This window comes from Allostigmatella hybrida (assembly GCF_020103775.1).
Taxonomy (GTDB): domain Bacteria; phylum Myxococcota; class Myxococcia; order Myxococcales; family Myxococcaceae; genus Hyalangium; species Hyalangium aurantiaca.
On record NZ_JAHXBH010000015.1, the window covers coordinates 166,127 to 178,883 of the forward strand.

Sequence of the window (12,757 nt, forward strand, 5' to 3'; positions counted from 1 at the left end):
ACGGGGGGACCGGATAGGGTGCGCGGCGGTTCCCTTCCGGCCCTGAGGTCCCCCCGCATGTCGTCGATGCCCGAGTGGCTGCAAAAGCTGCTGCCGATCCTCATCCTGCTCGCGGCGATTGGCCTGGTCTTCGCGCGGCTGCCCAAGGTGGAACTGGGACACTCCGAGGCCTTCAAGCGCCGCCGGTTCTTCAACTGGTTCCCGCTGGGGATGACGTACGCGTTCCTGTACATGGGGCGCTACAACGTGAACAGCGCCACCAGCGCGATGGGCAACCGGATGACGAACGCGGACTTCGGCACCATCTTCTTCTGGGGTGCGATCGTCTACGGCTTCTCGTTCCTGCTCAATGGTCCGCTGGCGGACCGGCTGGGCGGCCGCAAGACGATCCTTCTGTCCGCCGCCGGCTCCTCGGTCTGCAACGTGTTGATGGGCGCGGTGGTCTACGCGGTGTTGACCCAGGACTGGCAGCCGCCCGGGGGGCTCGTGGCGGTGCTGTCGGTCCTCTACGCAGCCAACATGTACTTCCAGAGCTTCGGGGCGGTCTCCATCGTCAAGGTGAACGCGGCCTGGTTCCACGTCCGTGAGCGCGGGCTGCTGGGCGGCGTGTTCGGCATCCTCATCTCGCTGGGTGTCTACTTCGCGTATGACTGGAGTGCGCTGATCGTCAAGGCGGCGCCCACCTACTGGGTGTTCTTCGTTCCGGCCGCCATCTTGCTGGCCTTCGTGGTGCTGGACTTCTTCGTCATCCGGGACACGCCGGGGGACACGGGCCACCCGGACTTCGACACCGCGGATGCCTCCTCGGGGGACACGGGCCCCCGGCTGGGATTGAAGGCCGTGGTGCCGCGGATGCTCCGCAATCCCACCATCGTCGTCATCCTGTTCATCGAGTTCTGCAGCGGCTACATGCGCAACGCCATCATGCAGTGGTACCCCAAGTTCGCGGATGCGACAGGCATTGGCGGAACGTTCGTCGCCTCCAACTGGGGCATGCTGCTGTGCGTGGCGGGCATCACCGGCGGCATGTTCGCGGGAGTCATCTCCGACCGGCTCTTCGACTCCCGGCGGGGGCCCGTCTCCGCAGTGCTCTACGGGGGCATGAGCGTGGGGGCGGTGGCCAGCCTCTTTCTCATCGACAGCATGATGCTGGGGTGGACGGTCATCTTCATGTCCCTGTGTGTCATTGGCGTGCACGGAATGCTCTCCGGCACGGCCAGCATGGACTTCGGGGGCAAGAAGAACGCGGGCGTCGCGGTGGGCATCATCGACGGCTCCGTCTACCTGGGCACCGCCGTGCAGTCGCTGCTGCTCGGGCGCATCCTTCCCTCGGGGGAGGCCGCCAAGAGCGCGGCCAACTGGAGCAACTGGCCCATCGCCCTGGTGCCGTTGTCCTTCGTGGGGCTGCTGCTCGCCACGCGGGTGTGGAACGCCAGGCCCCAACCGAAGGCGGCGCCCCTGCCCACGGCGGCGCCCGTGGAGACGCTTCCCACGCCCCGGACGGGCACGGGAGGGTGATTCCGGGCGGAGGAGGCCTGTTCGCCGGCCAGCTCGCGGGCTGAGCAGGCCACTTCACTGCACGGGAGGAGCGCCTTGCTGCAAGGCCCGCGCGGAGGGCGGCAGGGGGGCTGTAGAGCCCACCCATGCGATTGTTCAAGAACGTTCCCTCTCGAGATGCGAGAAGGCGGATTCAAGCCCTCTCGTTGCTGCTGCTCTGGGTGTATGGCTGTCAGCCGGTGACGCCCGGGGAAGGGGTGCCCGAGGCTCCCTCTCCTGGCTCTACCACGGCTTCCCTGACCAGCCAGTTCCAGGATCCGTCCTCGTATGACGCGACCTGGGGCCTGCCGCTGGAGCCCAGCGCCGCGAAACTGTCGCTCGCGGGCCTGGCGGCCCGGCTCGGCGAAGAGTCGGAAGTCATTGTCGCGTTGCGCAAGCTGCATGAGGACTCCGCGCAGGTGCGGTTCCTGGAGGCCTACTCGCGCGACTACCCCACGTTCCTCTTGGGCAATCAGGTGCTGTTGCCCAAGGGAGATGGGGTCCACCTGGAACAGAACCCCCGGGTCACGAAGGAGATGGTGAACCCCACGGTGCATTGCAACACCACGCACCTGTGCGAGGAACTGTACAACCGCAAGTCCTCCTCCACCGAGGAGGCCTCGGAGACACAGCTCGCGGACATCATCGTGTTGCTGGGATGGGATGTGGAGGTGGCAGGGCCGGTCTTCACCGAGGGCCGGTCGCTCCTCATCATCGCCGAGAACTTCCGGGGCCATGGGAATGCCATCAGCACCCAGCCCCGCTTCTTCCGGATGGCCGAGAATGAGTCCTCTCCCACGAAGGCCTCCAATGGACGCCATGGCCACCCGGGTGGGGCATTCCTGCTCTACACCAACGTGCTCGACACGCTGAGCGTGAATGCCTCGGGAATGAACGGAGAGCCGGGACACCCGGGCACCCCGTACGTGGGCGGACAAATCACAGGCACCGAGATGGGAGGCTCCGCCAGCAGCCCCCACCTGGTGTGTCTGGGAACGAATCCGGACAAGGATGCGCAGGATGGCGGGAATGGCAGCAACGGGGGCAGCGGGGGCACTGTCCTCGTGCGGTACTCCACCTTGATCGGAACGGGCGCGCCCCGGAAGCCAGAGAAGACGGCGCCGGTCAGCGATTGGGAATGCTTCAGTGATCCGGCGCTGGGGTGTGAATCGGCCCGCTGCACGGACAACCCGTCCGTGTCCATCTGTGACGTCCTCACCGAGGCGGACAACAAGCAGTGCTTCGATGGTATCGACAACGATGGGGACGGGCTCCTGGACTGCTCGGATCCGAGCTGCTTCGACAATCCTTTTGTCACGGTCTGCCCGATGGGCCCCACGGCCACCAGCCATATCGTGGAGGGATCTCCCGAGGCTTGCAGCGATGGCTTTGGCTCGGACTGCGCCAGCACTGGGTGCAGGTATCTGGAGCAGTGCGGGGGCACGGAGCCTATCGGACCCCTCTATCCCTATACGACGGGATTCGAGGAGTCCTCCAACGCCTCGTGCAGCAATGGCCTGGATGACGATGGCGATGGCTACACGGACTGCAAGGACAATGAATGCAGGTACAACTCCCTGGTGACGGTGTGCACCCAGGAGAACTCCGTCGAGGCCTGCGCGGATGGCCTGGACAATGACGGCGATGGCTACGTCGACTGCAGTGACTTCGATTGTTCGCGCAACCCGTACGTGAAGGTTTGCAATGTGAGCGGCTATCCGTTCCTGGCCGAGAGCTCCAATGCGACCTGCTCCGACGGGCTGGACAATGACTCGGATCGCTACAAGGACTGCAGGGACTACCAGTGCTTGAACAATCCCCTGGTGACCGTGTGCGGGAACCAGGAGAACTCCATGACCGAGTGTTCCGACGGGCTGGACAATGACGGCGATGGCGTGACCGATTGCTCCGAGGGGACCTGCCGCGAGAATCCTTTCTTCGGGACGTATGTCTGCACGGGGCGGATCCAGACGAACCACACCCAGGTGGTGCCGCCGCCTACCTACAACGGGGTCTACCTCTCGGCCGCCATCTCGATGAAGTCCGCCAAGGGAACGCGAGGGTTCCCGGGCGCCAAGGGTGGGATGCTGACCCAGAGCCGGGTGGTCAACACCCCGCCGAATGGACCCATCGTCTATACCTGCCACCTCGGCCGGGAGTCCTTCAATGGAGCCAACACGGGCCAGGATGGCCTGCCGGGGGGAACCGAGCTTCGCTTTACCCCCCGCCGGTCCACCGACATCCTGCGCTCGCAGCTATCTCCCAACCAGTGGGTCGTGAATGCCGCGCTGGGCAATGCCCACTTCAAGAACGGCAACGCGCAGAAGGCCTCGTTCCTGTACATGCTCACGTTGATGCGCCTGCGGGGCGTGTTGGCCGACGCGGACATCGCGTCGTGCGAGGAGCTTCCCGCCACGGCGTCCCTGGTGCAGCGGCAAGTCGCCCAGAATGTGTGCCCCAGCCTCGGCCGGGTTCAGCTCCACTTCTCACATCTGAAGGCGGGCTTGGATTTCTATGGCCAGTCGAGGGAGCCACGCATCAACCCCCGTGACCGCTACCAGGCGTTGCGCGAGGACTTCGATGACCGCTTCGAGTTGTTGAAGGGCAACGTCGACCGCTACATCACCCTGTCCGTTAGCCAGGATCTGGCCGCCTGGTTCAGCATCGAGGGGAGCAAGCTCCAGCTGGAACTCGACAAGACGGCGTTGGATCTGGAAACCGCCAACCTGCGGATCGATGCCGCGGAGGCCGCACTGGATGGCCTCCTGCAAAGCATCACGCGCCGCAAGAACGAGTACGAGGCCACGACCGAGGCCCTGCAAACCTATGAAGCCTCGACGCAGGTCACCCTGGGCTCTTTCTTGCTGGGGCTGGGCAAGGCGGCGCTCTCGGCCTTTGGTTCCGAGTTTCTCACCAAGGCGGGCGAGCAGGCCTTCAGCTCCCTCACCGATGCGCTCGGCGGCTGGTTCAACCAGGAGTCCGGCAAGGCGCCCGCGACGGCTGGAGACACGGCGCAGTCCAAGGACTTTCTCGGCTCCCTCACGGGCATCGCGGGCTCTGCGGCGGGCAGCGCGCTGAAGAAGGCGTTTGCACAGACGAAGCCGGACCTCTTGAAGGTCGTCGACGGCATCGAGCCGTTCCCGAGGGCCCGGAGCCTCATCACCAACCAGGTGTCGGCCACGGTGGCCTCCGAGTCTCAGCGCCGCACCATCAACGAGTATCTGGATCTGGTGGCCAGCCTGGAGAAGGCGAAGCTGGATCTGGAGGCGGCGAAGATGGATGCCTTCACCCTGCGATCGCATCATGCGAGCGTGCAGCGGCTCAAGCAGCAGGTGTCCGATTATGTCAGTCAGCAGGCCGCGCTCAGCGCGCTGGACCGGTTGCTGCTCCTCAAGCAGACGTATGCCATGACGATGCTGCTGCTGGATGACCTGGGCAGGCGCTACTGGAAGGTGGTCCGTCAGGCGCAGTACGAGAAGCTGCCGTTCTCCAGCCAGACGGGGCAGAACCTCCTGAGCGGAGATGTGATCAAGGAGGAGGCCTTCACCTTCGTCAACTTCGAGCAGATGAAGCTTCGGCTGATCGACCTGGACGCCCAGCTCAACCACTTCACGAGTGGCCAGCGCTCCCACTACCGGCGCGTGACGGGCAATCCCTTCGCGCAAGCGTCCACGGGCGAGAAGGAGGTGCTGACGGCCCTGGGGCTGGACTACCTGAACACGCCCTACCTCTTCCACGTCAACATCACCTACGGCGGGCTGAACTCCGCGTTGCTCAAGCACCGCATCCGGGATGTGCGCGTCAATTTCCTGGGGACGAATGGGGGGACTGCACGGCATTCCATCTTCCTGGTGCGGGACATGCTCGACTCGTTCTTCGTGGGCCGGAACGCCTCGACGGGCGATCCGTGGATCATCGACTTCGAGCTCACGGACAAGGATCTCGCCTCCAATGGCTCGGTGCGCAGCCCCTTGCACTACCAGAGCTTCCTGGCCTGCACGGCGGCGCCTCCTTCGTGTGACTTGAGCCTGGCTTCCTGCCGCACGCCCTTCCAGGACGCGCTCACCGCGGATGCGTGCAGCATTTCAGGCCCCGTGCCGGATACGGCATCCAACGTGACGTTCTATGACCGCAGCCTCGCGGGGAACTGGACCGTCGCCCTTCCCGCCAGCGACTACGCCGCCCTGGAGACGAGCCTGGGTGGTATCCAAGGTGTCGAGGTGGTGTTCGACACGGTGGCGGTCGACCTCTAGAACGGAAGGACCGTCAGGGTCCGTGATGCGTCCCAGTAGTCAGGGCGCACCACGCGCCAGGGCGGGAATTTGAGTGGCGGGGGAGGGGAGGACGCCGCATTTACGAAAGCCACTTTCACCTCAGGAGGCTTTCTCGTGCGTTTGGCCCTTCTCCCTGTCGCTGCCTTGCTGGCGGCCGGCTGTGCCCGGACTTCCACCCGCCCCGATGCTGCCGCGGGTTCACCGGAGGCCCGTGAGCCCGAGCTGGAGCTGCTGGCTCGCTCTCCCCGTCAGTGGACGGGAATCGCCGTGTCGAACGAGGGGCGGATCTTCGTCAACTTCCCGCGTTGGTCCGAGGACGTGCCCACCTCCGTCGCGGAGGTGAAGGACGGCGCCATCGTTCCCTGGCCGGATGCGGCCTGGAACAGCTGGACCCCGGGCGGCAGCGCAGAGGGCCGCTTCGTCGCGGTGCAGAGCGTGGTGGTGGACCGCAAGAACCGGCTCTGGGTCCTGGACACGGGCAACCCCGGCTTCAAGGGCGTCATCGCCCCGCCCCGGCTTCACCGGTTCGAGCTGTCCGGGGGCCCGTCGGCGCGCACCTATGCCTTCCCGCCCGAGGTGTCCTCCGGGGACAGCTACCTCAACGACGTGAGCGTCGATACCGAGCGGGAGATCGCCTATCTCACCGACTCGCAAGCGGGCGGTTTGGTGGTGCTGGACCTGAACACGGGCAGCGCCCGCAAGGTGCTGGCCCAGCACCCCTCCACCCATGCCGAGTTCAGCCACCTGACCGTGATGGGCCGGCCCATGAAGAAGGCGGTCCAGTCCGACGGCATCGCGGTCAGCCGGGATGGCCAGACGCTCTACTGGTCGGCCCTCACGGGCCACACCCTGTGGCGCATTCCCACCGAGGCGCTGCGCGATGCCAGCCTCACGGACGAGGCGCTCGCGGGCCGGCTCGAACGCGTACACACCATCGTCGCGCCGGATGGCATTTTCTTTGACCGCAAAGGAGTGCTCTGGCTCGGCGGGCTGGAGAACAGCTCGGTCAACCGGTACGTCCCCGGTGGGCGCTACGAGCAGGTGATTCAGGATGACCGGCTGCGCTGGCCCGACAGCCTGACCGAGGGGCCCGAGGGGAAAATCTACGTCACCACCTCTCAAATCCACCTGCCGCCCACCGAGCGGGGACCCTACGAAATTTATCGCTTCCAGCCCTGACGCCGGGGCGGGGCGCACGGGGCGTCATGGGGCGGTGCGTTGAGGAACCACCGCTTCCCTGGCACCCCGGGTCCCTATCGCCACGGCCTCGGGCGCCCGCGTTGAGCGCTCGACGCCGTGACGTCTGCGTGGCTTTTGTGTGACAGGGCTGTAACGTAGAATCGAGGCGTGCCCCAGGACAGTGTCCCCTTGCTTCAGAACCGGTTGGAGGTCCACGACCGGAAGCAGTTCGAGATCAAGCTCGAGTACCAGCCCTCCGGGGCGGACGACGAGACGCGCTACCTCGTCGAGATGTTCCTGTTCCTGCCCTCGAGCCTGAACATCGACGCGGAGACCTACCGGCGGCCGGACTTCTACGCGGACATCCACAACTACGTGCGCTTCATGACGCCGGTGATGAGCCTGGAGGAGCTGCTCGGCGCGGAGGGCTCGCCGCTGGCGCGGCTGGAGACGTGGCTCCAGACGGGGCTGGCCACCGAGGCGGAGGTGGTCTACCAGACGAAGCTCTTGTGCTGCATCTTCCGGGGGGCCTTGCGGCGCTTCGCCAAGGGCGTGGAGTCGCGGTGCGAGAAGGACGCCACGAAGATGGGCGAGGCCGAGTGCACCGTGCTGCACCAGCACACGCTGGAGTCCCAGGCGGCGGTGTGCAGGCTCCTGAGCCGGTTCCGCGAGTGGTTGAAGGGCACCGCGCAGGTGCCGCTGCACGAGAAGACGCGCGTGGCGCTGCGGCTGGTGGACGAGTACATGAGCCTCACGGTGGAGCAGTACTTCCGCAAGGCCGTGGCGGACATGGACGCGCTGCCGCGCTCGGGCGTCTACATCGAGCCGCGCCGGGCATTGATGACCACCGTCATCAGCGAGGAGCAGTACCGCAAGGACAACCAGCTGCGCAGCGTGCTGAGCCCCACCGGTGACAACGAGGAGTACATGCACCGGATCGGCTTTTTGAAGAAGTTCTGCATGAACATCCTCTTCCTCTCGGCGCGCCGGCGCCAGAAGCGCCAGGGCTGGGAAGAGGGGCTGTTCGCCGTCGCCGCGGGCCTGGCCATGGCGTTCGCCACCTCGGTGGCCTTCTGGGCCCAGCTCCGCTACACCCAGGTGAGCCTCAACTTCTTCCTCATCGCCGTGGTGGGCTACATGGTGAAGGACCGCATCAAGGAGGGCCTGCGCCGCATCTTCAGCGAGGTGGCCTCGATGCACCTGTACGACCGGACGGCGGAGATCGTCGATCCGGTGACGAAGAAGCGCCTGGGCGTCTGCGAGGAGAAGGTGGACTACGGCCGGGCGGTGAAGGTGCCCGAGGCCATCGCCGAGCTGCGCCGGCAGGATGACTTCATCATCGCGGCCCAGGGCGAGCTGGCCGAGACGGTCATCCGCTACCAGAAGGAGATCCTCCTCGACGCGGACCTGCTGCCGCGCACCCAGCGGGGGCTCACGGGCGTCACCGACATCATCCGCTTCAACGTCGAGCGCTTCCTGCGCGACATGGATGATCCGGAGCTGGCCCTGGAGTACGTGGACCTGGACACCTTCTCGGTGGGGCGCGTGCGCGGCGCCAAGAGCTACCAGGTGGACATGGCGTTCCGCTTCACCACGGACGAGGCGGACCAGGAGAAGGTGTCCGTGCAGCTCGTCCGGCTCGTGCTGGATCGTAACGGTATCAAGCGGATGCTCCGCTTGAGCCCCAAGACAGATCTGCCGCCCCGCCCGGAACCTTACCGGACCGCCGCCTGAGGGCACGCGCCCTTTGACGCAGTGCGGCGAGGCCATGTTTGGCTTTGAACTCCCGGCTGCGCGCGTTATGAGGCCCCCGGCGTTTGACGCTCCGTGGAGACCCTCGGAGCGGCCTGCACGGAGGCAAGTCGCGGTGGCAAGCCCGTACTCGAAAGAACTGCTGTTGACGATGTACCGGAAGATGTACCTCATTCGCCGCTTCGAGGAGCGCGCGGGGCAGCAGTACGGCCTGGGGAAGATCGCCGGTTTCTGCCACCTCTACATCGGCCAGGAAGCCACGGCCGTGGGAGCCATCGAGGCCATCCGTCCGGATGACTACATGCTCTCGGCGTACCGGGACCATGGCCAGCCGCTGGCCCGTGGCTCCGACCCGGGCATGGTGATGGCGGAGCTGTTCGGCCGGGGCACCGGCTACAGCAAGGGCAAGGGCGGCTCGATGCACATCTTCGACATCGAGCACCACTTCTACGGCGGCTACGGCATCGTCGGCGGCCAGATTCCCCTGGCGGCGGGCATGGCCTTCGCCAGCCGCTACCGCAACGAGGACCGCGTCACGGTGTGCTACTTCGGCGACGCTGCGGCCAACCAGGGCGCCTTCCACGAGACGCTCAACATGGCGTCCAAGTGGAAGCTGCCGGTCATCTACATCTGCGAGAACAACCGCTACGGCATGGGCACGGCCGTGGGCCGCACCTCCGCGGTGCCGGAGATGTACAAGCGCGCGGTGGCCTACAACATGCGCGGCGAGCCGGTGGACGGCATGGACTGCCTGAAGATGTACGAGACGGTGAAGGACGCCGCCGAGTACTGCCGCGCCGGCAAGGGCCCCGTGCTGCTGGAGGCCAACACCTACCGCTTCCGCGGCCACTCCATGGCCGACCCCGCCAACTACCGCACCAAGCAAGAGGTGGAGGACGAGCGCAAGAACGACCCCATCCCGAAGATCAAGGACTTCACGCTCAAGAAGAAGCTGGCGAAGGAGGAGGAGTTCGACGCCATCGACGAAGAGGTGAAGGCGCAAGTGGATGCGGCGGTGAAGTTCGCCGACGAGTCGCCCGAGCCGAGCCTCGAGGAGCTGTGGCGCGACACCATCGTGGAGCCGGGCGAGGAGGATGTGCGCCCCCGCGAGCGCGTGCTGGGCATGAAGGTGAAGTGGCCCTCGTACCCCTCCGGCCAGGAGCTGAAGGTGACGTGGGATCTCGAGCCGCGTGAGCAGGCCGAGAAGGAAGACAAGAAGGCCGGCCTGGCGCGCTAACCCGCGCCTCGCATCCCAACCCCCAGAGATTACGAGTCGGAGCCGAAAGATGGCCGAGTTGATGTATCGCGAGGCGCTGAACCAGGCGCTCGCCGAGGAGATGGAGCGCGACGCCAACGTCTTCCTGATTGGTGAGGAAGTGGGTCGCTACAACGGGGCCTTCAAGGTGTCCCAGGGGCTGCTGGACAAGTTCGGAAGCGCGCGCATCATCGACGCGCCCATCTCCGAGCTGGGCTTCACCGGCATGGCCGCGGGCGCCGCGATGGTGGGCCTCCGCCCGGTGGTGGAGATGATGACGTGGAACTTCGCCATCCTGGCGATGGACCAGATCGTCAACAACGCGGCCAAGCTGCGGCACATGTCCGGCGGCCAGCTGCGCTGCCCCATCGTGTTCCGTGGGCCGGGTGGCGCGGGTGGCCGCCTGTCCAGCCAGCACAGCCAGGCGCTGGAGGCCAACTACGCCCACTTCCCGGGCCTGAAGGTGATTGCGCCGGCCACGCCCGCGGACGCCAAGGGCCTGCTCAAGGCGGCCATCCGGGACGAGAACCCGGTGGTGATGATCGAGGGCGAGCGCCTCTATGCCGTCAAGGGCGAGGTGCCCGAGGGCGAGCACGTGGTTCCCATCGGCAAGGCCGATGTGAAGCGCGAGGGCAAGGACGTCTCCATCATCACGTGGAGCCGCATGTACTACTTCTGCGAGGAGGCCGCGAAGCAGCTCGAGCAGGAGGGCATCTCCGTGGAGATCCTCGACCTGCGCACGCTGCGTCCGCTGGACGAGGAGGCCATCCTGGCCACCGTCCGGAAGACCAACCGCGTGGTCATCGTGGAAGAGGGCTGGGCGCTGGCCGGTGTGGGCGCCTCCGTGGTGGACATCATCCAGTCCAAGGCCTTCGATGACCTGGATGCGCCCGTCGCGCGCGTCACCGGCCTGGACGTGAACATGTCCTATGCGGCGAACCTGGAGAACGCGACCCAGCCGGACGCCGCGAAGATCGCCGCTGCCGTGAAGAAGGTCCTCTACCGAGAGGGAGCCTGAGACGTATGGCCAAGCCCATTCAGATGCCGGCGCTTTCCCCCACCATGAAGGAGGGGAAGCTCGTCAAGTGGCTGAAGAAGGTGGGGGACAAGGTCTCCTCCGGGGATGCCATCGCCGAGGTGGAGACGGACAAGTCCAACCTCGAGGTGGAGGCGTACGACGACGGGGTCCTGCTGCAGATCCTCGTGCCGGAGGGGGAGCTGGCCCAGGTGGGAGCCCCCATCGCGTATGTGGGAGCCAAGGGTGAGAAGGTCGAGGCGGGTGGCAAGCCCTCCGCGCCCGCGGCACCTCCCAAGGCCGAGACCCCGGCGGCTCCCGCCGCGGCCCCGAAGGCTCCCGAGGCGGCTCCCGCTTCCGGGGGTGACGGCATCCCCGTGCTCATGCCCGCGCTCTCCCCGACGATGAAGGAGGGCAAGGTCGTCAAGTGGCTGAAGAAGGTGGGAGACAAGGTCTCCTCCGGAGACGCCATCGCCGAGGTGGAGACGGACAAGTCCAACCTCGAGGTGGAGGCCTACGACGACGGGACGCTCACGAAGATCCTCGTGGACGCGGACCAGGTGGCGCAGGTGGGAGCCCCCATCGCGTACATCTCGGGCAAGGGCGGCAAGGCGGCGGCGGCACCGGCTCCCGCGGCGCCCAAGCCCGCGGCGCCCAGTGCGGCTCCTGCCGCGCCCGCTCCGAAGGCCGAGGCCCCGGCGGCGGCGCCTCGTCCGGCTCAGGCCGGGGGCCGCGTTCGCGCGAGCCCGCTGGCCCGGAAGATGGCGAGCACGCAGGGGTTGGATCTGGGCGCGGTTCACGGCTCGGGTCCGCTCGGACGCGTCGTGAAGCGGGACATCGAGGCCGCGCTGGCGCAGGGTCCTGCGGCGGCAAAGAAGGCCCCCGAGGCTCCGGCTCGCGCAGCGGCTCCGGGCAGCCGTCCGGCCCCGAAGACGATCCCCATCTCGAACATGCGCAAGGTCATCTCGCAGCGCATGAGCGAGGTGAAGCCGGGCGTGCCCCACTTCTACCTGACGGTGGACGTGGAGATGGACGCGGCGATGAAGATCCGCGACGAGGCCAAGGCGCTGGAGTCCAAGGTCTCCGTCAACGACATCATCGTGAAGGCGGTGGCCGTCGCCCTGCGCCGCTCTCCGAAGATGAACGTGTCGCTGCAGGGCAACAACATCCTGCAGTTCGCCACGGCGGATGTGGGCATCGCGGTGGCCATCGAGGATGGCCTCATCACGCCCATCATCAAGGACGCGGATCAGAAGGGACTGCAGACCATCTCCTCCGAGGCGCGCGAGCTGGCCGAGCGGGCCCGGAAGAAGGCCCTGAAGCCGGAGGAGTACACCGGCGGATCCATCACGGTGTCCAACCTGGGCATGTACGGCATCGACCAGTTCGTCGCCGTCATCAACCCGCCGCAGGCCGCCATCATCGCGGTCGGGGCCGTGGCGGACAAAGCGGTGGTGCGCGACGGGCAGCTCGCGGTGAGGAAGATCCTCACGGTGACGCTCTCGGGCGACCACCGGGTCATCGACGGTGCCACGGGCGCCGAGTACCTGCGCGAGCTGAAGAACCTGCTCGAGCACCCGATGCGGCTGCTGTTCTAGCCTCCGTGTGCACGCGGGCCGCCATGCGAGAACATGGCGGCCCGTGGGCCCAGGGCCGCGGCGGTGTCGCGGCGGCTAGGAGTGTGTTGAGCTAACGAGCCAGGGGCGTCGGGCGGACGGCTCGGCGCCTGGCTCCTCCACGGGGAGC

At 66.6% G+C, this 12,757-nt stretch carries 7 protein-coding genes; all 7 read left to right on the forward strand.

The window, feature by feature from the left end:
* Positions 1-57: 57 nt before the first annotated feature.
* The 7 genes from KY661_RS22515 (at position 58) to KY661_RS22545 (ending at position 12,609) form a co-directional block, all read left to right on the forward strand.
* Positions 58-1,518 carry an MFS transporter gene (locus KY661_RS22515; RefSeq protein ID WP_225412173.1) on the forward strand — a complete coding sequence of 487 codons (1,461 nt, stop codon included), beginning with the start codon at positions 58-60 and terminating at the stop codon, positions 1,516-1,518.
* A gap of 125 nt (positions 1,519-1,643) precedes the next feature.
* A complete protein-coding gene (locus tag KY661_RS22520) occupies positions 1,644-5,789 on the forward strand; it encodes a hypothetical protein (RefSeq protein ID WP_225412174.1) in 4,146 nt (1,381 codons plus the stop codon).
* 135 nt (positions 5,790-5,924) lie between these two features.
* Positions 5,925-6,989, forward strand: coding sequence for an SMP-30/gluconolactonase/LRE family protein (locus KY661_RS22525; RefSeq protein ID WP_225412175.1), 1,065 nt, complete (start codon positions 5,925-5,927; stop codon positions 6,987-6,989).
* Positions 6,990-7,157: 168 nt separating this feature from the next.
* A complete protein-coding gene (locus KY661_RS22530) occupies positions 7,158-8,723 on the forward strand; it encodes a hypothetical protein (protein WP_225412176.1) in 1,566 nt (521 codons plus the stop codon).
* 133 nt (positions 8,724-8,856) lie between these two features.
* On the forward strand, positions 8,857-9,978 hold the full coding sequence (pdhA, locus tag KY661_RS22535) for a pyruvate dehydrogenase (acetyl-transferring) E1 component subunit alpha (RefSeq protein WP_075008089.1): 1,122 nt from the start codon (positions 8,857-8,859) through the stop codon (positions 9,976-9,978).
* Entirely contained in the window at positions 9,932-11,014 is a 1,083-nt protein-coding gene (locus KY661_RS22540) for a pyruvate dehydrogenase complex E1 component subunit beta (protein ID WP_225412177.1), read from the forward strand. The genes pdhA and KY661_RS22540 overlap by 47 nt, the downstream gene beginning before the upstream one ends.
* Before the next feature lie 5 nt (positions 11,015-11,019).
* A complete protein-coding gene (locus KY661_RS22545) occupies positions 11,020-12,609 on the forward strand; it encodes a pyruvate dehydrogenase complex dihydrolipoamide acetyltransferase (protein ID WP_225412178.1) in 1,590 nt (529 codons plus the stop codon).
* The last annotated feature ends 148 nt before the right edge of the window (positions 12,610-12,757 follow it).